Origin of the sequence: Streptomyces tirandamycinicus, from assembly GCF_003097515.1 — a bacterium.
GTDB classification, from domain to species: Bacteria; Actinomycetota; Actinomycetes; order Streptomycetales; family Streptomycetaceae; genus Streptomyces; species Streptomyces tirandamycinicus.
Genome location: NZ_CP029188.1, coordinates 4,428,886 through 4,451,770, shown reverse-complemented (window position 1 = coordinate 4,451,770; position 22,885 = coordinate 4,428,886). Strand labels below are relative to the sequence as shown.

General features: G+C 72.8%; 19 protein-coding genes. 6 read left to right on the top strand and 13 right to left on the bottom strand.

Features of this window, described 5'->3' with window-relative positions; translation table 11 throughout:
- Positions 1 to 358 precede the first annotated feature (358 nt).
- From DDW44_RS19795 to DDW44_RS19780, 4 genes are all read right to left on the bottom strand, one after another.
- On the bottom strand, positions 359 to 541 hold the full coding sequence (locus tag DDW44_RS19795; protein WP_017949247.1) for an SPOR domain-containing protein: 183 nt from the start codon (positions 539 to 541) through the stop codon (positions 359 to 361).
- 582 nt (positions 542 to 1,123) lie between these two features.
- On the bottom strand, positions 1,124 to 1,876 hold the full coding sequence (locus DDW44_RS19790; RefSeq protein WP_017949246.1) for a GntR family transcriptional regulator: 753 nt from the start codon (positions 1,874 to 1,876) through the stop codon (positions 1,124 to 1,126).
- A 239-nt stretch (positions 1,877 to 2,115) separates the two neighbouring features.
- Entirely contained in the window at positions 2,116 to 3,195 is a 1,080-nt protein-coding gene (locus tag DDW44_RS19785; protein ID WP_244224067.1) for a DUF4190 domain-containing protein, read from the bottom strand.
- 456 nt (positions 3,196 to 3,651) lie between these two features.
- Complete coding sequence (locus DDW44_RS19780; RefSeq protein WP_108907240.1) at positions 3,652 to 5,226, bottom strand: S8 family peptidase; 1,575 nt, start codon at positions 5,224 to 5,226, stop codon at positions 3,652 to 3,654.
- A gap of 193 nt (positions 5,227 to 5,419) precedes the next feature.
- On the opposite strand from DDW44_RS19780, the gene DDW44_RS19775 reads away from it, so the two are divergent.
- Positions 5,420 to 6,541: a pyridoxal-phosphate dependent enzyme gene (locus DDW44_RS19775; RefSeq protein WP_208647985.1), complete on the top strand. Its 1,122-nt coding sequence runs from the start codon at positions 5,420 to 5,422 to the stop codon at positions 6,539 to 6,541.
- Between the two features lie 318 nt (positions 6,542 to 6,859).
- Here the strand turns inward: DDW44_RS19775 and DDW44_RS19770 are convergent, their stop codons facing one another.
- Positions 6,860 to 7,183: an anti-sigma factor family protein gene (locus DDW44_RS19770; protein ID WP_240800452.1), complete on the bottom strand. Its 324-nt coding sequence runs from the start codon at positions 7,181 to 7,183 to the stop codon at positions 6,860 to 6,862.
- Positions 7,180 to 7,737 (bottom strand): RNA polymerase sigma factor, encoded by a 558-nt coding sequence (locus tag DDW44_RS19765; RefSeq protein ID WP_108907238.1) that lies wholly within the window; start codon positions 7,735 to 7,737, stop codon positions 7,180 to 7,182. The genes DDW44_RS19770 and DDW44_RS19765 overlap by 4 nt, the downstream gene beginning before the upstream one ends.
- 281 nt (positions 7,738 to 8,018) lie before the next feature.
- Here DDW44_RS19765 and DDW44_RS19760 point away from each other — a divergent pair, with 281 nt between their 5' ends.
- Entirely contained in the window at positions 8,019 to 8,336 is a 318-nt protein-coding gene (locus DDW44_RS19760; RefSeq protein ID WP_108907237.1) for a zf-HC2 domain-containing protein, read from the top strand.
- A gap of 104 nt (positions 8,337 to 8,440) precedes the next feature.
- Here the strand turns inward: DDW44_RS19760 and DDW44_RS19755 are convergent, their stop codons facing one another.
- Genes DDW44_RS19755 through DDW44_RS19740 form a run of 4 tightly spaced genes read right to left on the bottom strand, consistent with a single transcriptional unit; the run spans position 8,441 to position 12,490 of the window.
- Entirely contained in the window at positions 8,441 to 9,499 is a 1,059-nt protein-coding gene (locus DDW44_RS19755) for an ABC transporter ATP-binding protein (RefSeq protein WP_167455516.1), read from the bottom strand.
- A gap of 5 nt (positions 9,500 to 9,504) precedes the next feature.
- The gene (locus DDW44_RS19750; protein ID WP_108907236.1) at positions 9,505 to 10,359 is read right to left on the bottom strand and encodes an ABC transporter permease; all 855 of its coding nucleotides are present in this window, start codon (positions 10,357 to 10,359) and stop codon (positions 9,505 to 9,507) included.
- Positions 10,356 to 11,225, bottom strand: coding sequence for an ABC transporter permease subunit (locus tag DDW44_RS19745; protein ID WP_018889094.1), 870 nt, complete (start codon positions 11,223 to 11,225; stop codon positions 10,356 to 10,358). Before DDW44_RS19745 ends, DDW44_RS19750 begins: the two co-directional genes overlap by 4 nt.
- A complete protein-coding gene (locus DDW44_RS19740; RefSeq protein ID WP_108907235.1) occupies positions 11,222 to 12,490 on the bottom strand; it encodes an ABC transporter substrate-binding protein in 1,269 nt (422 codons plus the stop codon). Before DDW44_RS19740 ends, DDW44_RS19745 begins: the two co-directional genes overlap by 4 nt.
- A 185-nt stretch (positions 12,491 to 12,675) precedes the next feature.
- Here DDW44_RS19740 and DDW44_RS19735 point away from each other — a divergent pair, with 185 nt between their 5' ends.
- Positions 12,676 to 13,296 (top strand): CDP-alcohol phosphatidyltransferase family protein, encoded by a 621-nt coding sequence (locus tag DDW44_RS19735; protein ID WP_108907234.1) that lies wholly within the window; start codon positions 12,676 to 12,678, stop codon positions 13,294 to 13,296.
- Here the strand turns inward: DDW44_RS19735 and DDW44_RS19730 are convergent.
- Together DDW44_RS19730 and DDW44_RS19725 are read right to left on the bottom strand one after the other, a co-directional pair.
- Positions 13,271 to 14,083 carry a TVP38/TMEM64 family protein gene (locus tag DDW44_RS19730; protein ID WP_108907233.1) on the bottom strand — a complete coding sequence of 271 codons (813 nt, stop codon included), beginning with the start codon at positions 14,081 to 14,083 and terminating at the stop codon, positions 13,271 to 13,273. The two genes, DDW44_RS19735 and DDW44_RS19730, sit on opposite strands and share 26 nt — an antisense overlap.
- Positions 14,080 to 14,859 (bottom strand): class I SAM-dependent methyltransferase, encoded by a 780-nt coding sequence (locus DDW44_RS19725; RefSeq protein ID WP_108907232.1) that lies wholly within the window; start codon positions 14,857 to 14,859, stop codon positions 14,080 to 14,082. Before DDW44_RS19725 ends, DDW44_RS19730 begins: the two co-directional genes overlap by 4 nt.
- A gap of 518 nt (positions 14,860 to 15,377) precedes the next feature.
- On the opposite strand from DDW44_RS19725, the gene DDW44_RS19720 reads away from it, so the two are divergent.
- From DDW44_RS19720 to DDW44_RS19710, 3 genes are all read left to right on the top strand, one after another.
- Positions 15,378 to 16,787 (top strand): dihydrolipoyl dehydrogenase family protein, encoded by a 1,410-nt coding sequence (locus tag DDW44_RS19720; protein WP_108907231.1) that lies wholly within the window; start codon positions 15,378 to 15,380, stop codon positions 16,785 to 16,787.
- A gap of 39 nt (positions 16,788 to 16,826) precedes the next feature.
- Positions 16,827 to 17,096 carry a hypothetical protein gene (locus DDW44_RS19715; protein ID WP_108907230.1) on the top strand — a complete coding sequence of 90 codons (270 nt, stop codon included), beginning with the start codon at positions 16,827 to 16,829 and terminating at the stop codon, positions 17,094 to 17,096.
- Positions 17,097 to 17,192: 96 nt separating this feature from the next.
- Positions 17,193 to 17,774: a Uma2 family endonuclease gene (locus DDW44_RS19710; RefSeq protein ID WP_108907229.1), complete on the top strand. Its 582-nt coding sequence runs from the start codon at positions 17,193 to 17,195 to the stop codon at positions 17,772 to 17,774.
- 321 nt (positions 17,775 to 18,095) lie between these two features.
- On the opposite strand, the gene DDW44_RS33235 is transcribed toward DDW44_RS19710, so the two are convergent.
- Entirely contained in the window at positions 18,096 to 22,874 is a 4,779-nt protein-coding gene (locus tag DDW44_RS33235; RefSeq protein ID WP_108907228.1) for a caspase family protein, read from the bottom strand.
- Positions 22,875 to 22,885: the final 11 nt, after the last annotated feature.

Sequence of the window (22,885 nt, the reverse complement as noted above, 5' to 3'; positions counted from 1 at the left end):
CCGCGATACGGGGTGCCCCGGTCTGCGGGCGGGCCGGTGGCCCGGGCCGGCGGGAGGGCCCGGTGGCAGGGCCCGTGACACGGGCGCGGTCGCACGCGCGGGGTGCGGGCGGGCCGTTGGCGCGGGCCGGTGGCGCGGTGGCGCGGGCCGATCGCGCGCGGGGGTCGCACGCGCGGGGGTGCTCCCGGGCACGGGTGGCGTGCGGGCGGCGGACGGCTGCGCGGTGGGTCGCACGCGCGGGGGTGCTCGCGCGGCGGCGCGGGCACGCGGCACCGCACGGAGTGCGCCGCGGCGGCGGTGGACCGCAGCGCCACCGGCCAGTGCGCGCCGACCAGGCCACCGCCGCCGCGGGAGCGCCTCAGGAGGGCGCGGCCTGCCCCATGTGCTCCACCCAGTAGAGCTGCTCGGAGCCACGGTCGCCGAGGCTGTCAGCGATCTTCTGCGCCTCGTCCTGTGTGGCGTACCTGCCCACGCGATAGCGATTGCCGTTGTCGTCCTGGCGGATCACCAGCCAGGGCAGCATCGCGCCGCCATCGGTCATCGCGCCTCTCCCGCCGCCGGCCTGCACTTCTCTAACCATCCCCAGGAAACCGCAGTCTGCATATGCCCGAGCCTACGCCTGACCTTCACTCAGCGGATACGTGTTTTCACGAAGAGAGACGGATCCGGCCAGCGTCCCCTCATCCACACGGGGCGCACATGGCCGAGTGCGCCCCTGCATCGCGTCGCAGCCGAGGAGCCCTTCGGCGGAGGCCCCCGCCCGTCGGCGGCGTCCGCCGGGCACGGTGTGCACGAGCGGCGCGGTGGGCGGCGACACCGTACCGGGGCCGTCCGGACCGCATCGGGGGCGTCCGGGCAGCCCGGGCAGCTCCGCCTTCGGCACCCGGGAGCGCCAACCGGCGGGACCTCGGGGCGAGTCCGGCCGCGATGGACGGCGCGGCCGGACTCGCGGTTCGTCCGGCGCACCGGCGGCGGCCCGGCGGCAGGTGCGCGGCGCGTGACAGCGGCTCGCGGCGACGAGGCAACGAGGCAACGAGACGCCGGGGCGGCGGGGCGGCGGGGTTTCACCGCGCCGTGGGGGTGCCGCACCGACGGCCGGCGCGCGCCGGTACCCGCGGCGAGGTCAGCGCACCGGCAGGTGGTACGCGAGTCGGAACCGGTCCGCCGGTACGACCACGTCCGCCGTCTCGACCGCGCGCCCCGACGCGTAGTAGGTGCGCTGAATGACCATCACCACATGACCGGGCACCCCCCCGAGGGTGAGCAGCTCCTCCGCCAGGCCCGGCCGGGCGCCGACCTCCTCGACCACGTTGTCCACGACGACGTCGATGGCCCCCATCCGCTCGACGACGCCGCAGCCGCCGAGCGGCCCCTCCTCGGGCAGCATCACCGGTGTGCGGCCCGTGATCGAGAGCGGTTCCCAGGAGGTCGACAGCATCGCCGGCTCGCCGGAGTCCCGGAAGACGTATCTCGTACGCATCACACGGTCGCCGGGGGCGACCCCCAGCCTGCCCGCCACGGAGGCGCTCGCCGGCTCCTGCTCGCTGCTCGACTCCCAGGTCCCGCGGGCGCCCTCCGCGGCCTGCTCCTGGCGGAAGGGATTGGCACCGGCGGGCGGGCGGTAACCCGAGCGGGCGATGCGCCGCGGCACCGGGCGCTCCCGTACGTACGTCCCCGAGCCGGAGCGCCCCTCCACCAGTCCCTCGGCCATCAGCACCTTCCGCGCCTCCAGCGCGACGGTGTCCGAGACGCCGTACTCCTCGCGAATCCGGGCCTGTGAGGGAAGGCGGGTGTGCGGCGGCAGCGAGCCATTGACGATCTTCCGGCGGAGATCGCTCGCAACGCGCAGATAGGCGGGCTGCTCACCGAATGTCACTGGCCACTCCCAACAGGTTGACAGACAGCAACAGCGTGGCAACCGACGGTTGATCCCCGCAAGCATGGGCCAACGAATCACACAAGGTGACAATCACCTCGGGGCAGGCGCCTACCCGGTGGAGGTGTCCGACGGGCAGGAGGGCTTCGCCGGGCGTGCGCCGCGCGCCCGGGGAGCCGCGGGCCCGGGCCCGCGGCCGGGGCTCCCCGGGCCGGCGCCTGCACGCCGGGAAGCGGGCCTCAGACCGTCGTACCGTCGCCCGGCGGCTCCTGCCGGCCGTCCAGTTCCTCCGGAGGGTCCGTGGCGAGGCCGAGAGCGGACCGGACGGCGATCTCGGTCTCCTCGCGGAAGGCGTCGGCCGCATCCGTCGTGGCGTTCCAGAACTCGTCTTCGTCCTGGGCCCCGGCCGCCCGGCCGAAGTGGCGGCGTGCCGTGTCGTACTCCTGCGCACGGGTCAGGGCGTGCTCGCGGGCAGCCGCGGTCCAGGGTCCGGCGCGCAGTTCACGCGCCTCGGTGCCGAGTGTCCGCACCATCCGCTCGGCCCAGGCGCGGTTGGCCTCCGGATCGTCCTCGAAGAGGTCGTCGGGCTCTTCCCACCATGCCGTATCGACGGCCAATTCACCTTCCAGGTAGGCGAGTTGTGCCGGGTCGAGGGTCGTCCGGTCGCTGCGGACGGAGGACTCGAGCTTCGGGCCGTCGCTCGCCAGGGCGCAGGTGACATCGCGGTCACCGAAGCGCCAGCCGTCCCTGGTCGGTACGTAGTAGTACAGCTCCGCCGTCGGGGGCACGGCCCACCAGTCCAGCGCATAGCCGTTGTTGACGTCCTCGCACCGCCGCTCCGCCTCGGTCTCGACGGCCTCCTGCCCGGGCCACCGGTCGGACGTACCGAGCGTGAAGGTCCCGGTCACCTCCCCCTCGTGGGGACGGTCGCAGTCCACGATCCGGACGGACGCCGCCTCCTCCTCGTCCTCCACGCCCCGGCCGGGGGTGTCGAAGCACTGCCCGGTCCGCAGGTCGAACGTGGAGTCCACGGCGGCGCTCTCGCGCGCCGCCTCGCGGAAGCCGTCCCACGCCTCGCGGGCGGTGCCGTTCGCGACGCCCACGGTCACGAGGAGGGTGCTGATGACGGAGAGCACGGTGCCCGCGACGGCCAGGCCCCGGCCACCGTCCCCCCGCTTCCGGATCTGCGCCAGCGCGATCAGTCCGAGGACGAGGCCGAGCGGGGGCAGACAGCACACGACGCCGGTGACGAGCGAGCCGATGGCGAAACCGTTCGTGCCGGGCCCCTGCGGCACCGCCCCGTAGGGCGGATACGGCATGCCCGGCTGCACGCCCGCCGGCATCGCATACGGGTGCACCGCCGGCCGAGCCGGATGCGGGTCGGGCGGCTGCGCCGGGCCGGACCCGGCCGGAGGCGTCCATCCCTGCGACGACGGTTCCACGGGTGCGGTGCTCCTTGGGAAGATCGTGCCAACGCGAAGACCGCGCCGATGTGGGGATCGCGCCGGCCCGAAGGCCGTGCCGGCACGAGGACCACGCCGATGTCGAAGGCCATGGACCATGCCGGCAAGGAGGCCACGCCGACGCGATGACCGTGCCGGCGCGAAGACCGTGCCGACGCGAAGGCCGTACGAACATCTGCGCGGATCAGCGGATCATACGGCGGGGGCCACGGCGACGGACAGCCGGTATGCGCGGAAGGGGCGGCCGCACGGCGCGGCCGCCCCTCGACGCTGGTCAGGCACCGGACCCGGCACGGTCCGGCGGTCCCGGGATCAGAACTGCAGGGCCCAGGAGTCGATCTTGCCGGTGTCCCATGTGGCGTTGTCGCTCACCCGTAGCTTCCAGGTGCCGTTCGCGACCTCGGAGGACGCGTTCACGGTGTAGGTGGTGTTGATGTTGTCGCTGCTGCCGCCGGTGCCGTACGACTTCAGCGTGTAGGCGCTGCCGTCCGGGGCGATGAGCTGGACCTGGAGGTCGCCGATGTAGGTGTGCACGATGTTGACCGGCACCTGCAGCGCGGCGGGTGCGTTGCCCGCGACGCCGCTGACGGTGACGGGCGACTCCACGGTGGAGTGGTCGTTGATCGTGTAGTCGGCGGTGTTCTCGAACCGCGGTCCGGGGGGCGGGGTGGAGCCCGTGCCGACGTACAGCAGCCGGTTGGGCGATCCGGAGCCGGGGCTGCCGACCACGTTCGGGGTCGCCGCGCTGGTCAGTGCCGAGGAGACCTGCGCCGGCGTGGCGGTCCGGTTGTCCGCCAGGTGGAGCGCGGCGGCACCGGCGACGTGCGGGGCGGCCATCGAGGTGCCGGAGATGGTGTTGGTCGCGCTGTCGCTGGTGTGCCAGGCCGAGGTGATGGAGGACCCCGGGGCGAACAGGTCCAGCACGCTGCCGTAGTTGGAGAAGCTGGAGCGGGCGTCGGAGCTGGTGGTGGAGCCGACGGTGATGGCCTCGGTCACCCGCGCGGGCGAGTAGTTGGAGGCGTTCGCGTTGCTGTTGCCCGCCGCGATGGCGTAGGTGATGCCGGATGCGATCGAGTTGCGGACCGCGGTGTCCAGCGCCGTGTCGGCTCCGCCGCCAAGGCTCATGTTGGCGACGGCCGGCTTGACGGCGTTCTGCGTCACCCAGTCGATACCCGCGACGACCTGGGCGGTGGTGCCGGAACCGGAGTTGTTGAGCACCCGGACGCCGACGACCTTCGCCTTCTTCGCCACGCCGTAGGAGCCGCCGGCGACCGTGGCGGCGACGTGCGTGCCGTGGCCGTTGCCGTCCTGCGCCGTGTTGTCGTTGTCGACGGCGTCGTAGCCGTACGAGGCGCGGCCGCCGAAGTCGGAGTGGGTGATACGTACACCGGTGTCGATGATGTACGCGGTGACGCCGTCGCCCGCCGAGTCGGGGTAGGTGTAGCTCTGGTTGAGCGGCAGGGCGCGCTGGTCGATGCGGTCCAGACCCCAGGAGGGCGGGTTCAGCTGGGTGCCGGAGATGGTGAACACCCGGTTCTGCACGACGGATTCGACGGCGGGGTCCGCGGCGAACTTCCTGGCCTGGGCCTCGGAGAGCTCGACGGCGTATCCGTTGAGGGCGGCGCGGTACGTCTTCTTGATCTTCGCGCCGTACTCCGCGGCGAGGGCCTTGCCCGCCTTGGAACCGGCGTCGGCGGCCGACTCGTCCAGGGTGACGATGTAGCTGCCGGCGATGGCACCGGGGGCGCCGGCGTTCTCGATCACGCCCACCGGCGCGGGCTCTGCGGCGGTGGCGGGGAAGGCGGCGGCGGTACCGAGTGCGAGTGCGGCGACGGCTGTCGCGCTGGCCGCGGACAGTCTTCGCCGCGAGTGACGCATCACGAACATGTGAGGGATCCTCCTCATCAGTGGTGCGTTGCCGTGGGGGTATGCGACAGGGGCATGACAATCCCAGTGCGGTGGGTGGCCGCGGGATTCGCCGTACCACTGCCGTCCCGAAAGGTTGGCTGATCCATAGGAATCCCACAAGAGTGCGGGGGCGACCCGTCACACACGGGCCACGGCTGCCATCCTGACTCACATGACGGACTATCAGTGCCCGGTGTGCGGCGTGCGCGCCCCGGTCGAGTCGCTCGCCTGGTGCTGCCCCCGCTGCCGCGGGCCCTGGGACCTGGACTTCAGCGCCGGAGCCGTGCCCCGCGACTCCCTGGCCGCGAGGGCCGGTTCACTGTGGCGGTACGAGGAGGCACTGCCGCTCGGCGCGGCCGGGGCCACGGGCGGCGGCCCCGCGGCCGTCTCGCTCGGCGAGGGGCGGACCCCGCTGGTCCCGCTCACCGGCACCGTCACCGCCAAGCTCGACTTCCTGATGCCGACCCTTTCCTTCAAGGACCGCGGCGCGGTGATGCTCGCCGAGCTCGCGCGTCATCTGAAGCCGCGCCGGGTGATCGCCGACAGCAGCGGCAATGCCGGCACCGCGATCGCCGCGTACTGCGCCCGCGCCGGTCTCGACTGCACCGTGTACGTCCCGGAGGCCACCTCCCCGAAGAAGATCGAGCAGATCGCCGCCCACGGCGCCCGCCCGGACCTCGTGCCCGGCGACCGCGAGGCGGCCGCCCGCAGGGCGCACGCGGCCGCCGGCGAGGACGGCGTCTTCTACGCCTCGCACGTCCACAACCCGTACTTCCTGCACGGCACCAAGACCTATGTGTACGAGGTGTGGGAGGACCTCGGCGGCCGACTGCCCGACGCCCTGGTCCTGCCCGCCGGCAACGGCACCCTGCTGCTCGGCGCCCATCTGGCCGTCGGGGAACTGTACGCGCACGGCCTCATCGCCCAGCGCCCCGCACTGATCGCCGTGCAGGCGGCGGCGGTCGCCCCGCTGGCCGCCGCCTTCCACGCCGGCGAGCAGGACGCCACCCCGGCGGCAGCGGCGCCCACCCTCGCCGAGGGCATCGCCATCCCCGATCCGCCCCGGGCCCGCCAGATCCTGTCCGCCGTGCGGGCCTCCGGCGGCACCTTCCACACCGTGACGGACGATCAGATCCGTGCCGCCCAGCTCGACCTCGCCGCCCGCGGCCTGTTCGTCGAGCCCACCGGCGCCGCCTGCTGGGCGGCCGTCCGGGCCCACGGCCTGGGGGACCGCACGGCCGTGGTGCCGCTGTGCGGGGCGGGTGCGAAGACGGGACTCGCGACCGGCGGGTGACCGGCTCGGGCGGGGGCGTACCACGGGCGCCCGGTCCGGCGCGAGGGCAGGTCCGGGCGCGAGGGCCCGGCTCGGGCCGGTACAGCTCGGGTGCGTACGGCTCAGGTGGGTACGGCTCGGGCGGGTACGGCTCAGGTGCGTACGGCAAGGGCCGCCCGGTCACCCGATGCGCCACCGGGCGGCGGCTGCGGCACCGGTCACCCGATGCACCACCCCGCGGCCGGACGCGTGTCGGGCGACCGGACACATGCCGGGCGGCCGGACACATGCCGGGCGACCGCAGGGCCGCCGCACGGCGACCGCCGAGAGCGACGGCCGTCAGGCACCGGCCTGGGGCGACGCCCCTCGGTCACCGTCGTCGCCGGCGGCCGGCGGGTCGCTCAGCAGTGCCTCGCCGAAGGTGCGCAGCCGCGCGACCGCCTCGGCGTCCGGCGTCCCCCGGCGGGCGAGAGCGCTGCGGATCTCCGCGTACACCGACGCCTCGAGGCCGCAGCGGCGGCAGTCCTCCAGATGCGCCGCGACCCGGCGCGCGGTGACCTCGTCCGTCTCCCCGTCGAGGTAGGACTGCAGCAGCCGGGCCACCTGGAGGCAGTTCATCCTGCGCTCGGCCGCGGGTCGGCGCCACCATGAACGCTTCTTCACATCACACCTCGCTTCGGTGCCAGTCCGGCCGCCACCAAGCGGGCTCGTATCCGTTTGCGCGCCCGGTGCAGGCGGCTCATCACGGTGCCCTCCGGCACGTCCAGCAGACGGGCGGCCTCGGCGTAGGTGAGGCCGTCGATGTCGACCAGCTGCACCACCTGCCGGTGCTTGTCCGGCAGGCCGGACAGTGCGGAGTCCACCACCTCGTCGAAGGCCTCGCCGACGACCACCTCCTCCGCGGACCCGGCCGAGCCCGTCGAGCTGAGACGGTCCAGGTCGGCGTCCGGGTCGTCGAGCAGGTTCGGGCGGCGGCGCCGATGCCGGTTGATCTCGGCTCTGCGCATGATCGTCAGCAGCCAGGCACGCGGGTGCCTGCCGTCGAAGCGATCGACGGACCGGTAGGCGCGCAGCAGGGTCTCCTGCACCAGGTCCTCGGCGTCCGCGGGCTGTGCGGTCAGCGTCGTCGCCACCCTCAGCAGCACCTCCACCTCGGGCAGCACATGGGTGGCGAACGCCCTTCCCCGCGCGTCGGCCGGATCCGGCGCCGCTGTCACTTCGTCTTCCACACGACGGGAACCCGCCGTCCGCCGGCGAACATTCCCTCGCGCACATTCGCCGTCATCCGCCGTCACCAGCCCGTCGTCCGCCGTCACCGGCCCGTCGTCAGCCGCCACCAGCCGTCGTCAGCCGTAGTCAGCCGTCGTCCGCCCGTGCGCGCGGTACGGGACGGGAGGCGCGAACCCGGGAAGAGCGAACCTGGGAGCGAACTTGAGAGGCGCGGAGGGCGCGCTGCCGGTGGTGGAATGACCCGCGCCGCCGACCGGGTTCCCGCCCCATGAGGAAGCGGCGCGCCCCCGGACCCGAGCAGGTGTGGGCCGAGTGCCGGGAGAGGCTGCGGCATCTCCGGTTGCGCGGCGATGTCGAGGCGTACGCCGACGGCGAGCTCACGGGTGCGCGCCGGGCGATGGTGGCCGGTCACATCGCCCGCTGCTGGGCGTGCAGCGGCACCCTGCAACTGCTTCAGCTGGTCAAGGCGTCCCTGCGGCGCACCCCCGGGCGCGCCCCCGTCTCCCTCGCATCGGTCCGCCTGCGGCGCTACGCCGGCCGCATCGCCGACGCCGGCCCCACCGGCCCCGGTGGCCCCGCCCGATGAGGGGGCGGGGCGACGACGGCTGCCCCGGCCGGCGCCGCGCGGCACGCCTGCCGACACCTCTGCGGCACGCCACCGCCGTACCGCTCACCCCCGGCCGGGGAGGGTCATCCGGCGACGACCCAGCGGTGCGCGACGGGCAGGTGCAGCCGTACGCGCTCCGCTGCGGCGGGCGGGGGGCCCGGCGGCAGAAGTGCGTGCACGGGCCCGGCGGCGGTGTCGCAGACGAGCGCCGTGAACGGGCCTTCCGGGCGCACGCCGCGCACCACGGCGGGCACGGTGTCCGGGCCGGTGCCCAGCCGGACGGCCTCGGGACGGATGACGAGGTGTCCGGGGCCCCGGTGGGTGACCGCGCCGGGCAGTTCCAGCTCCCCCAGCGGGCAGGCGAATCGCCCCCGGGCGGTGACGCTGCCGGGCAGCGCGGTGGTACAGCCGAGGAAGCGCGCCACGGCCCGGGAGGCCGGGTGGGCGTAGAGGTCCGCGGGCCGCGCCTGCTGCAGGAGCCTGCCGTGGTCGAGCAGGGCGACGGTGTCGGCGACCGCCGCCGCCTCCGACTGGTCGTGGGTGACCAGGACGGTGGTCACCGCCAACTCCCGCTGGACCGAGACGAGCAGGTCGCGCATGGTGTGCCGCAGGCCCGGGTCGAGGGCGCTGAACGGTTCGTCGAGAAGGAGCACGGCCGGTTCGGCGGCCAGTGCCCGGGCGAGGGCGACGCGCTGGGCCTGCCCTCCCGAGAGCTGGCGGGGGTAGCGGTCGGCGAGTGCGTCGAGGCCGACGCGCCGCAGGTGTTCGAGGGCGCTTTCGCGTGCGGCACGGCGGGGGCGGCCGCGGACCCGCGCGGGGAAGGCCACGTTGTCCAGCGCCGTGCGGTGCGGCAGGAGCATGGGCTGCTGGAAGACCACCGCGGCGCCGCGGCGCTCCGGTGGGGTCCGCGTGACATCGGTGCCGCGGAGACGGACGGTCCCGCCGGCCGGTGTAAGCAGGCCGGAGGCGACCTGCACGGTGGTGGTCTTGCCGCATCCGGACGGGCCGAGCAGGGCCAGCAGCCGTCCGTCGGCGACCTCGAGGTCGAGGCCGTCCAGGACGGGCGAACGGTGCCCGGGATAGGTGACGGTGATCCGTTCCAGGCGCAGGCCGGGGGACGAAGCGGAGGGGGAGGTGCTCATGGCGGTCAGCGGTCGATTCCGGGAGTGGTGGAGGGACTTGGTCCGGGGGCGGTGGCCGAGGGATCGGCTTCGGCCCAGACCGCCCGATGGCGGCGCATGATCGCCGCGGTCGTCCCGAACAGCACGACCGGCGGGACGAAGGTGAGGACGCCCAGGACCGCGGTGAATGCCTGGTTGCCGCTGCCTGCGGCGGTGGCGAACAGCAGCAGCGGCAGTGTGGTGACCACCCCGCCGCCGACCAGCACGGTCATCAGGTACTCGCTCCACGACACCAGGAAGGCCAGGGTCGCCGCGGCCAGCAGCGCCGGGGCGAGCGCGGGCAGCGTGACGTGCCGGAGCACCGCGTACCGCGAAGCCCCCAGGGTGCGCGCCGTCTGCTCCATGCGGAGGTCGTATCCGGCGTAGCCGCCGATCAGGACGAGCACCGTGTACGGCAGGGCCGGGACCAGGTGGACGAGCGCGACCCCGGCCGGCTGGTCGGCGAGCCCGGCCCGGACGAAGACCTCCTGCACCCCGACCGCCAGGGCGAACGGCGGTACCAGGACGGGAGCGAGGAGCACCAGGCGGACCAGCCCGGCGGCCGGCGGCCGGTACAGGACCAGGCCCCGCGCCGCCAGGGCCCCGAGCACGGTGGCGACCAGGGCGGTGGCCAGCGCGAGCGCCAGCGAGGTGCCCGTCGCGGCGATCACCTGCTGGTGCGGGTCGGCGGCCCGGGCCCAGGCGCGGACGGAGAGGTCCTGGGGCACCAGCGCCGGGTACACCCACCTTCCGGTGAACGCCCAGACCAGCAGCGGCAGCAGGGGAGCCGCGACCCAGACGGCGAGCAGCGCGACGCCCGTGAGGCGCAGTGCCCGCCTCACGGGCCGGTCCTCGCGCGCAGCAGCCGGCGGGAGACGACGGCGGCGGCGGTCGCCGCGAGGGCGATCACCAGGCCGATCACGACCGCGAGGGCGAGGGCGCCCGGCCGGTCGCCGAGCTCCACCGACCGGTAGAGGCCGACGGCCTCCACCGGCAGGGCGCGCGGTGCGGTGGCGCCCAGCAGCGCGGGGATCTCGTACGCCGCGAAGGTGAACGCGAAGACCAGCAGGCACGCTTCGGTGAGCGCCGGGGCGAGCAGCGGCAGCGTGACGTGCCTGAGCCGGCTCAGCCGTCCCGCGCCCAGGGTGCGCGCCGCGGTCTCCAGGTCGCGTACGGCAGGTGTGTAGGCGGCCAGCAGCATGACCGTGACGAAGGGGGCTTCCTTCCATACGTAGGTGAGCAGGACGGCGGTGTGGCCGGGGCCGCCGACCAGGGCGGGGAAGTCGGCGGGCCCGTCGGTCCACCCGGCGGCGCGGGCGAGCCGGGAGAGCAGTCCCGCTCCGGAGAGGAGCAGGCCGAACGCGGCGGCGGCGAGCAGGTGCGGGACCGCGAGCGTGGCCCGCGCGGCGGCATCGAGGGCGGCCCGGCCGCGGCGGGAACCGCTCACCGCGCCCACCACGGCGAGGGCCGTGGCGGCCGACACCGCGGTACTGAGGGACGCGATCTTCAGGCTGAGCGGCAGAGAGCCGGTGAGGGCGGGGTCACGGAGCAGGTCCGCGTAGGCGGAGAGGCTCCAGCCGCGGCCCAGACCGTCGGCGAGGCTGCCCCGGGCCGCGAGCAGCAGGGCGGCGGCGGCGAATCCGACGACGGCGAGGGCGGGCGCGGCCAGCAGCAGCCCTCGCGTCCGCGATGGCGTCCGAACCGTCACGAGGCGGAGGCGACTTCGCGCTTCCAGCCCTTGTCGAGCGGGCCCACCCAGTCGCCGCTCAGCTCCGGCCGGGCGCCCCGGGACAGTTCCTCGGCGGGAAGCATCGTCTCCGGTGTGGTCAGCGCGGCGAACTTGCGCCGCCACTCCTCGGGCAGCCGGTCCTGGTCGAGCACCGGGTAGGCGCCCCAGCCGCCGGGCCGGGCCTTGGCGTACTGCAGTTCGGGCGAGAGCATCAGGTCGGACAGCACGAGCGCGGCCTCACGATGGGCGGCGTTCCTGGGCACGGCGAGATAGCTGGTGTTGCCGAGGGTGCCGTCCTCGGGCACGAACACGCGCGTGGTCGCCGGGAACCGGCCCTTGTCGACGAGTGCCGGGACACCCGCGGGGTTGTAGGTCATCGTCATGTCGACCTCGCCGTCGGCGAAGAGGTCGTCGAGTGCCGACTGGTCCTTGGGGTGGGTGGTCCCCTGACGCCACAGGGCGGGCTTCAGCGCGTTCAGTTCCTTCCACAGGGCGGGTGCGACGGCGTCGTAGGCGTCCTCGCCGTACTCCGCGGGAACCGGCCGGGTACCGGCCGCACCGGCCGTGAGCAGGTGCCGTACGAAGGCCGAGCCGGTGAAGTCGGGGGGTGCGGGGTAGGTGAAGCGCCCGGGGTTCTTCTTGATCCACTCGATCAGGGCGGCCGTGGTGCGCGGGGGTTGGGGCAGCCTGGCCGAGTCGTGGACGAAGGCGAACCGGGCGCGGTTCCAGGGGGTCTCGCAGTCGTCGACCGGTGTGCCGAAGTCCTGGGTGAGCGTGGGGTCGGAGCGGTCCAGGTACTTCTGGTTCGGCATCAGGCCGGTGTACCCGCAGAGCCACAGCCCCGCCTGCTTGCCGGTGCGGAAGTTCTCCCCGTTGACCCACACCAGGTCCACGGCGCCGCCGCTGTCCTTGCCGGCCCGCTGATCGCCGAGGATCTTCTGCACGGCGTCCTGGGTGTCGGCCACGGGGACGCGGCGGACGGTGATGCCCAGCTTCTCCGCCGCCGGGGCGACCTCCTCGTCGACGAAGGAGTTGGCTCCCTCGTCCCCGCCGTACATGAACAGGTTCACCGTCTGGCCGCGTGCCTCGGCGCGCAGCCCGGCCCAGTCCTTCGCCGGGGGCTCCGCCCGGCCGGCGCCGGTGCCCGAGCAGGCGGCCGTCAGCAGCCCGGCCGCGACGGCTCCCGCGGCGAGGGCCGTGACCCTGCCGAAGCGCCGCCCGGTGTGCCGCGTCCGTATCCCCATGCGTGCCGCCCCTTCGTCCGTTTCGTCCCGTCAATTCCGTCGTGTCTCCCGCACGGCTGAGCCCTCGGGCGTCCGTCGTGCGGAACCCGGGAATCCGTCGTGCGGAAAAGGAACACGGCCGGGTGCCCGCGGGCTTCCCTTTGTGTCCCACCGGCGCGGTGCCGGTCCGACGGAAGGAGCCGAGGATGCTGGACGTGCGGGCGCGAGCGCTACTGGGCGGCCCGCTGGACCGGGCCGCCGCGATGCTCGACCGCCCCGCCGTCACGCCGGACCGGCTGACCGCGCTCGGCGCGCTGACGGGACTCGCCTCGGCGGGCTGCGCGGCGGCGGGCTGGTGGCCGGCCGCCGCCGCCCTGTGGCTGCTCTCCCGGCTCGCCGACGGCCTCGACGGCCCGCTCGCCCGGCGTCGTGGCACGGCCGACGCCTCCGGCGCCGGCGGCTTCCTCGACATCAGCGCCGACTTCGTCGTCTACGGGGCCTTCGTCGTCGGCGTCGCCGTCGGCGTGGGCGGATCGGCGCTGCCGTTCCTGCTCGTACTGCTCGCCTACTACGTCAACGGCACGGTCTTCCTGGCCTTCTCCTCCATCGCCGAGCGCACCGGGCGGCGACGCGACGAGGACCACCTCTCGCGCGGCCGCTCGCTGAACTTCCTCGGCGGTCTGGCCGAGGGCACCGAGACCATCGCCGTACACACCCTGTGGTGCCTGCGGCCCGGTTCCGCCCATACCGTCGCCTGGGTGTGGGCCGCGGTCGTCGGTGTCACCGCGGCCCACCGGGTCGTCACCGGCTACCGGCGGCTCCGGTGAACTCCCCGCTCCGGGAGCGGACCAGCCGGGCGGCCCACCAGCCGCCGGCGCTCAGCACCAGCAGACCGCCCAGCGCGATCCACAGCACGGGCGAGGCGGGGTCGCCCAGGGAACCGCCGAGCCCGGTGTAGACGACGGTGCCCGGGATGATGCCGAGCGCCGTGGCGGCCAGATAGGAGGAGAAGCGCACACCGGCCACCCCCGCCCCGTAGTTGATCACCGAGAAGGGGAACAGCGGGACCAGCCGCACCAGCAGCACGGCCGCGAACCCACGGCGCGTCAGATACGAGTCCAGCCGGGCCAGCCGCCCCGAACCGGCGTAGCGGGCCACCACCGGCCGCCCCAGCCAGCGGGCCAGGCCGAACGAGAGCGCCGCGCCCGCCGTCGCCCCCACGAGCACCGCCGCGGTCCCCAGCGTCAGCCCGAACAGCGCGCCCGCGGACGCGGTCAGCACCGAGCCGGGCAGCAGCGCCGTCACCGCCAGGGCGTAGCAGACCGCGAAGACCACCGGCCCCCACAGGCCGAGCGAGTCGACCCACTGGCGCACGTCGCGCAGCAGGTCGGCACCACCACCCAGCGCCACCCAGGACGCGAGCACCGCCACCAGGACCACCAGGACGGCCAGCCTGGTCCACGCCGGACGCGCGGAACCCGCCCCGGCCGGGGCGGCGTCCGGGGCCGCGTCCCCGGCCGCGGCCGCGTCGGCGGGCGGTCGCGGGGGCGACGAGCTCGGCGGGGGCGGTGACGTCCGCGGGGTCGACGGCGGAGGTACTGACGGGTGGTTCATGTCGGCTCCTGTGACGGTCGTCCGGTCGGAAGGTCGGCCACCACGCGGCGCAGCGGCAGTTCGAGGCGTCGTCCCCGAACGGCCCACCGGGCGAGGGACCGCCTGGCGGCTGCGGCGCGGCGGGGGGTCAGTGCGGGCAGGTAGAGGGCGTCGGCCAGCAGCTGCGCGGCGTCGGCCGAGTCGACGGCGAGGCTGAAGACGCGCCGCTCGTCGGAGCGGACGCGGAAGCCGGCCGAGCGCAGCAGGGCACCGAGTCCGTCGCGGGCCTGCGGGTTGGGCCACGGCTGGCGCACGGCACGCAGGGCGGCCATCACCCGGACCCAGGAGAGCAGCCCGGACGGGGACAGCCCGGTCTGGGAGGGCACCAGCGCCGCGAGCGTCCCGCCGGGGCGCAGCACGCGCCCGATCTCCCCGAGGACCTGCGGCAGCGGGGTGACGACCGGCAGGCACATGGCCGCGCAGACGGCCCCCGCGCGGCCGGAGGCGACCGGGAGGGCGCCCGCGTCGGCCCGGACCAGCGGTCCGCGGCCCCGGCGCGCCGCCTCGGCGAGTTCCGCGGCCGACAGGTCGATACCGACCCAGTCGGCGTCCGGGAGTTCCTCGCGGACGGGGGCCGAGCCGCAGGCCAGGTCGAGGACCGTGCCGCGGGCGTCCCGCAGGGGTTCGGCCAGCCAGGAGTACGGGGAGGCGTCGGCGAGCGCGAAGAGGCGCTCGGTGATGCCCGGGCGTGCCTGGTGGTAGGCGGCGACGAAGCGCCGCCATTCCGGTTCGTCCATCCGGACCTCATCTCCCCTGCCGCTTCCCTCGGGTTCCTCGGCCCCCACGGACCTGCCGACCCGCTGCCCACTGCCCGCTGTTGCTCTTGCTCTTGCTCTTGCTCTTGCTCTTGCTCTTGCTGCTACTGCCGCCGCTGCCGCTGCCGCCGGGAACCCTGCCGGTGCGGCTCCGCATTCCGCATCCGGCTCGCCGGATCGGGCCGGAGGTTCCCGGGCGGCGTCCCGATGCCTTCCCGCCGGACGGCGCTCCCGACCGAACGGCCATCCCAACGGACCGTCCCGGGGCGCGGGGTGCTTCCTTCCGGACGACCCTCCCGTAAGGCGTCCCGGACCACGCTCCCGTACGGCCCTCCCGTCCGGCGCCACCCGAAGGACGTTTCCCAGGGACGCTTGCCAGGCACGCTTCCCAGGCCGTTGCCGTACGGGATCGTGCACGGCAGGCGGGAAGGCCCCGGCGGTGCCACCGGGTTTCCCTCCCGTCCCAGGACCGTGCGCCGAGCGGAAAGAGCCCGAACAGCATGAGTACGTACGATCTGGTGGTCGTCGGCGGCGGCAGTGCCGGTCTGACCGCGGCCCGCACCGCCGGGCGCTTCGGCGCCCGCACGCTGCTCGTCGAGCGGGACCGGCTGGGCGGCGACTGCCTGTGGACCGGCTGCGTACCGAGCAAGGCCCTGCTCCATGTGGCCGCCGACGTCCAGGCGGCCCGCCGCGCCTCCGCCTACGGGCTTCCGCCGGTGCCGGGCCGTGCCGACCTCGCGGCGGCCATGGGCGAGGTGAAGCGGGCGATCGGCGCGATCGAACCGCACGACTCGCCCGAGGCGCTCGCCCGGCTCGGGGTCGAGGTGGCGTACGGCGCGGCGGCCTTCACCGGCCCGCGCTCCCTGACGGCGGGCGAACGGGAGGTCTCCTTCCGGTACGCGGTCATCGCCACGGGCTCCTCGCCGGCCCTGGCGCCTGTTCCCGGTCTCGCCGAGGCCGGGCCGCTGACCAGCGACACCGTGTGGGAGCTGTCCGGCCTCCCGCACCGGCTGGTGGTGCTGGGCGGCGGGCCCATCGGCTGCGAACTCGGCCAGGCGTTCGCCCGCCTCGGCTCACAGGTCACGCTCGTGGAGGCGATGGACCGGCTGACTCCCCGCGAGGAACCGCGCGCCTCCGAGGTGTTGCGGGAGCGTTTGGAGGCCGAGGGTGTCACCGTGCTGACCGGCTACCAGGCGGAGAGGGTCGACGCGGGGGCCGTCCACGGGCCCGGCGGTGCGGTCCCCTACGACGCACTGCTCGCCGTCACGGGCCGGCGCGCCAACACCCGGGCGCTCGGCCTGGACGCGGCCGGCGTGGAACTGACCGCGACGGGCCACGTCCGCACCGACGGCCGGCTGCGCACCACCAACCACCGGATCTACGCCGCCGGCGACGTCACCGGCCGTTCCGCCTTTACCCATCTGGGCGGCACACAGGGCGGTGCGGCCGCCACCGACGCGCTCCTCGGGGTCCGCCGCCCCGTCGACTACCGCGCGGTGCCCTGGGTGACGTACACCGACCCCGAGATCGCCCGCGTCGGCCTGACCGCCGACGAGGCACGGGAGCAGTACGGCGACACGGCACGCGTCCACACGCTGGGCAACGACCGGCTGGACCGGGCGGTCGCCGACGGCCGCACCGAGGGCTTCACCACCCTGGTGCTGGGCCCGCGCGGGAAGATCGTCGGGGCCACGGTGGTGTCGCCGCGCGCCGGGGAGACCATCGCCCATCTGGCGGCCGCGGTGCGCCGGGGCTGGACCCCGTCCGACTACGCCCGCACCGTGCACCCCTACCCCGGCTACGCCGACGGCCCCTGGCACACGGCGCTCACCGACGTCTACGCCCGCCTGGCCCGCGGCAGCGGCGCGATCGGGGCCCTGCTGAAACTCCGCAGAGGGGTGCGCCGCTGACGGGACGGGCGCGTACGGAGACCGGCTCCCGCCTGCGGCATGCCTCGACCTGGTGCGCAGCTCGCCGAGGCCGTCCGCCACGCCCACCACCGGGCGCTGTACCACCGGGCGCTGTCGGCGCGCTCGGTGTACGTGTCCACACGGGAGCACGGCACGGAACCGGTGCTGCGGATCGCCGACCGGCAGTCCGGCGCCCGGCACGACCTGGTAGGGCATCAGACGTTGGAGCGGAATGTCTACTACAGCTCCCTGACCGGCAAAAATGACTTCCCAAGTGACTCAAGTCAGCACAGAACCAGCACGGGGTGAGCCACAGCCAGGCATGCGGACAGGGCCCCACGGGAGAGGATCCCTTCGTCCGCGACCTCGTGGCCCCGGACCCTTCCGAATCCCTACGGTGTTGCCATGACCGCACTGCCCGACTGGATGCGCCCGCCGCGCGCGGAAGGCTGGTTCGCGGAGGACCTGGACCGCCTCCCCGAGGCGCCCCGCCACACCGAGCTCATCGACGGAGTCCTCGTCTTCATGATGCCGCCCCAGCGGTGGTGGCACGGCCACCTCGTCACCATGCTCACCATCGCCCTCATGGAGCAGACACCCGCCGGTCTCAGGGTCGGTCGCGGGATGACCATAAAGCTCGACCAGCGCAACCGACCCGAACCGGATCTGCTGGTGACGACGGCCGACTACGACGGCGATCGCACCTGGTTCACACCGGACGAGGTACGACTTGTCATCGAGGTCGTGTCCCCCGAGTCCGCCCACCGGGACCGCACGGTAAAGCTTCGCAAGTACGCAGAGGCCGGCATCCCGCACTACTGGTGCATCGAGGACGAGGGCGGCGTCCCCGTCGTCCACGTCTACGAACTCGACGAACCAACCGGCGTCTACGCGCCTGCCGGCATCTTCCGGGGCGCCCTGAAGCGCCCTGTGCCTTTCGAGGTCAGCCTGGATCTCGACAAGCTCACCCCGGCACGGGACAGCTAGAAGTCAGCACCACATCAGCACGGGAACACGGAAGGGGCCGGGCTCGCCAGAGCCCGGCCCCTTCCCAACTGCCCGCTCGAGCGACTACCTAGCACACGGTAACGATCTGCTCACACATTGAAGCGGAATATCTGCCGCCCGCTTCTGACCTGCGGCGGAGTCCCGCCAAGGGCGTTGACCTGGTCTTGTAAGTCGGCGTGCGTTGACCCCCGACGGCTGTTTACGGGTGTCCTGCGGACCGGCTGCGGACTGACTGAGGGTGCTGGGGCTGCGAAATCGATCCGGCAAACGGCCAGTTCAGTAGGCGTCGGGGGCGGGCTCTCAGGAGAGGCCGAAGTAGCTCGGCTCGTCCGTACCGAAAGCCCTGATGAACCGCTTAGCGGTCAATCGCCCGTGGCTCGCGGTGTGGTCCGCCGCGAAGCCCAGTAGCGTGCACCCCAGGGCGGCACAAGAGCCAGTGTATCCCTGGTCCAACTCAAGCACCTGGGAGGCGTCTTCACCCCAGATCAGGTGCGCGAGCGCCAGGACACGGCCTTGATCCAGCGCGAGGGCGGCCCGGCTCTCCCAGCTCCCCGGGTTGAGCCACACCGCCCCGTTGAGACAGGCCCACGCCCGCACGAGGCGGTTCCTGATGCGCTCTTCATTCTCTCCGGTGGACGGAAGGGGAAGCCGGGGGTGCCCAGAGCTCTGGGATTTCCACGCCAGGGGAACGAGGCCACACAGCCGTTCCGCCTGCTCCAGGTGGAAAAGGCCCAGTTGCTGGACGGTCTCGATCGTGGCGCCGAGGTCAGTCAAGGCAGCGCTATAGGAGCCGCGTTCGCCCTCCGCGACTCCTTCCCCCAGATCGGTGAGCGCTGCCGCGAGCTGCAGGAAGCCGGTCTGTTCCGCCGAGGCCAACAGGTTGTCCAGCTCGGCGGGGATCCCCGTCAGCAAGGGATCCGGTGACGGGCTGAACGCGCACGCCGCACGGAGGCGCAGTACCTCACCCCAGCGCCCAGGTGCGGACTTTGGAGACTCGGCGAGCTCCCGGTGCGCGGTCTCGAGGAGGCGGCTGCGCTGCGGTCCGGGGCAGTTCATCCACAGTCCTTCCCGGAGCAGGGCGTCGGCGCGGAGCAAAAGCAGTTCCCGCCTCTTGTACTCTGGCATGGCCTTGCGCCTGGGATCCGCCCTCTTGGCGGCGGCGGAGAAATTCCAGTCGGCCATGGCGTCCTTGGCCATAATCGTCAGGAACTCGTACTGAGGTGGTGGCTGCCGCCCTTCGGTCGCGGAGTAAATCTGGCGGAATGCCCTGGTCGGGATGCCTCTACCTGTGATACTGGCCAACTCGTGCAGGAAGCGGCGCTCCAGGGAGTGGTGCGCCCTGAACCAAGTGTTGGACGGCCCGTAGCTCTCGGCGAACGACTGCACGCTGACCTGACGGTCCGCGTGAACAGCGCGCAGCTTCTGCTCAAGTTCCGGCTCCCGCTCCCCCTCCGATCCCGGCAGCGGAGCCAGGGGGCAAGGGCCCCGCAGGACGAGCGGGGAGTCCACCTCGCCGAGCAGTTGCTGGCCCACGAGAATGGACCAGGTATCGGGCTCTCTCTTGTCGGCGGCCTGCCTGACCGCAGCCGTCCAGCGCGCGAGCGCCGGGCCCGCAGCGTCACGCAGCGTCTCGGACCAGACCCGCTGGGACAACGTGGTGGTCACGGTCAGCCAGCTGCGCAGCACCATCCAGTCCTGGCTGTCGTCGAGCGACCGGTCCAGACCGGCCTTCACCTCGTGCAAGTCCCGCAGCACCTCCTGGTGCATGCCCAGAGACTCCTTGTCCAGAACACTGGCCATGAGGAGGAACGTCTTGAAGACCCACTCGTCCCTGTCCGAACCAGGAACCAGCGCGCCGGAAGCCTGGACGTCCCCCAGCACCGCCAGCCGCTCATGCCCGAGCACCGAGGAACGCGTCGAGATGAGGGAGTTCATCGCCTGGCTGGCCACCCGCCAGCGGGTGACCGGCGTCAGACCCACCGCAGGGCTCTGCGGGTCATAGATCAAAAGGTCTTTCAGCAGGCATCCGAGGGTCGCCGCAGCCGTCTCCTGGCCTACGACGGCTTCCAGCGTCTTTTCGAGCTGCTGCCTCATGCCCACCTGGGCGGAATCCGCCTCGATCCGGACAGCTTCGACCAGGTGCCGGGCCTTCTTCTCCGGGGCGTCGCCGACACGCGCCTCGAGCAGATGCAGCTGATGGAAGAGACGCGTGAGTCCGTCGCTCGGCGACGCCTTGATCGAGTCCTCAAGACTGTCAAGCAGCTTCCCCACCGACCCTGCGATCCGCCGCAGGAGGTCGTGGTCGTCGGTGAGCTGCATCGTCTGCAGCCCCCAGCCGGCCAGGGCAAAGACCCTGCTCACCCGCCCCGACGAGAAGTCCAGGCTGAAGTCGAGGGCGAGCCGGTCCAGTACGTAAATCCGGAACTCGCAGACCTTGTCGGCGGCGTCCAGTTGCCGCGCGCAGAGCAGGGTGAGGCGGTCCAGTGTGTTGATCTCGGTGTGGCCGACGCCCGGCATCCGGTGAAATTCTTCTTGGAGATGACGCAGAACTTCCGACAAGTTCTCGCGCAGCCCCGGTGTGTGGCCGGGCAGGCGCGAGAACACGTTGAGCTGTGCGATGCCGAGCTGGAAGGGAGGAAACGCGCCCCGGGTATGGATTGGCGAACCGCTCTGCAGCCGGCCCAGACCGGCCTGGGACTCTTTCAGGTCGACTGGGAGGAACGGGGTGTCGACAGACTGGGCCAGCAGGTGGGTGCTGAGGATGGACCGCGTCTCGGACCATTCCGCGAAGCCTGACCGTGACAGCTCCGGGAGTTCGAGTTCGTCCAGTTCATTGAGTGCCCGCTCCAGGGCACCCACCGTCTGGAACTTGTCCGTCGTCCGCTGGCCGTCGTCCGCGGGGGTATCGACGAATTCCGGGCTCGGCGGCGCGCCGAACTGATGCATGTGGGCAAGCAGCTCGGCGGATGCCTTTCCGATGAGCCGGTCGACCTCCACCTCGTCGACCTGTGCAGCGCCGAGAACCACGTCGGGAACCCGGTTCTCCCCGTACCGGTCGTGGGGCGAGAACTGGAGCCTTCTACGGATCTCCCGGAGCGCGTCCTGGGCCACCGAGCCCACCGTCACCTCCAGCGGGCTTCCGCCGGGGATGCTGTCCACCAGGACTCCGGACGCCCGCAGCCACATCACGACGCCCTGGAGGGGCTTCAGCGCGACCGGCAGTTCGTCCACCACCAGGGGCGGAGCTCCCAGCTGGACCCATGCCAGCAAAATCGCGAGGGCACCGGGCTCAGCTCCCTCACGGAGCTGGCAACCGGATTCGATCAGCACCGGCTCGATCACATAGTGGGTCGCCCGCCTGATCTCCTTGCCGAGGTAGGCGCTGTCCGGCTCGTCGTTGACGAGACTCGTACGCGCCGCCAAGGCGGCGGCGGCCTGCATCAGCACCACCGGGCGCAGGGTCATCGTGTCGTCGCCAGCCAGCCGCAGCGCCTCCTCTGGGTCCGGGCCGGTGATGCCGCGCTCGTCCAGGAGCTGACGGATGAGTTCGGCGGCCTGGCCCCGCTCCAGACCAGGTATGGGCACCGCCGCAGCCGGCATCAGCTGGCCGCCGCCGGTGACGCCGCCGGCGTTCCGGGCAGAGATCAGCAGCACCAGTGCGTCCCGAAACAGCGGGTAGGCGACGAGCAGCTCCAGGTCCTCATAGACTTTGCGCAGATCGGTCCTGGTGGCGCGGAGGGTGATGTACAGGACCAGCGGCCGTCCGCCAGCGCGAAGGGCGAGTTCCGCCACCGCACGCTCACGGGCCTCGGCGAAGTGGGCAGTGGTCAGTTCCAGGTTTGCGGTGTGCCCCCTGGTCACGCCCAGGGCGAGCTGCAGCGCCCGCAGGGCCGGGACCGGACTGTTGTAACGAATCAGGTCGAGGTCCAGGCGCAGGACGTAAGGGTCCTGGGGCAGGGCGGCGCACACACCGTCGGGTGCACCCAGGAAGATCTCCGTGAGGAACTTCTTGCCCACGCCCGACTCCCCGGTCACCGGCACCACGGCACCGGACCGGGAACGGTCCTGGAGCATGGTGAACTGCTTCGGACGGGGAAGAACCGGACGGCCGGTCCGCCGGTAGTCCCAAGGCCATCTCAGCCCCATGGGGGCGGGTGGCTCCTGTCGCGCAGGCCTGGCGTCCGGCGCCGAGTCCTCGTGGGCGGCTGTGGGCGGAGCGTCAGTCCCGCCCGCGGCCCCGGCCTGGGAGGAATCCTGCGCGGACTCCGGCCCTCTGGTGACGGCCACGGGCCTCGGCGCCAGGTTGGGAAGCCAAGGCATGTGCCGAATCCCGCCGGGTGAGAGGAGCGGTGCCGGTGCGTGCTTATCGAAGTCGACGAGTCCGACGTTGCGGTTGTGTTCCTCGGCCTGCTCCTTGATCAGGAACCCGAGGGTGTCGAGGCTCAGGTAAGACTTTTCCGGCGGAGCGAGTTCGGTGACGGCCCTGACCAACGCGTTGGTGAAGAAGCTGGGACCATCCTCCACTGGCGACCGGGCTAGCTCATCCTTGTCGGCGGCAACTAGCAGGGCGATCTTCTCCACCGTCCCGGGCTGCTGCAGTTCGGCCCGGACATGGTCAATCGCCGCGCCAGCATGGCAGCAGTCGAGGATGACGATGACGTGATCGGCGGGGAACTTCGTGTCCTGCAGGGTGTGGGCGACGTCCCGGAAGGCCAGGCTGCCGATCTTCCCCTCCACCGACGTCGTCTGACTTAACGCCAGGTGGAGCCCCTGCTCGCCGAGATAGTAGCCGTGTCCCGAGAAGTAGACAAGGAAGAGATCCATCTGCTCCGGAGACTGTGCTGCCGTGCTCTCCAGCGCCATGAGGACGTCGTTGGGCTGCAGCAATCGGCTCTGGGAGCTGAGCCGCTCGCAGTTGCGGTTGGGGAGCCCCCAGCTCTGCAGCAGATCACTTATCGCGTCAAGGCTGTGCGGGACCGAGGGCAAGTTATCCAGCCCCGGACTGAGCGGGTAGTCGTGGCAGCCGATAAGCACGGCACGGGAACGCTGCGGGTCGAACGGTTTGGGCTGGCTGATCATCAACGGCCCTC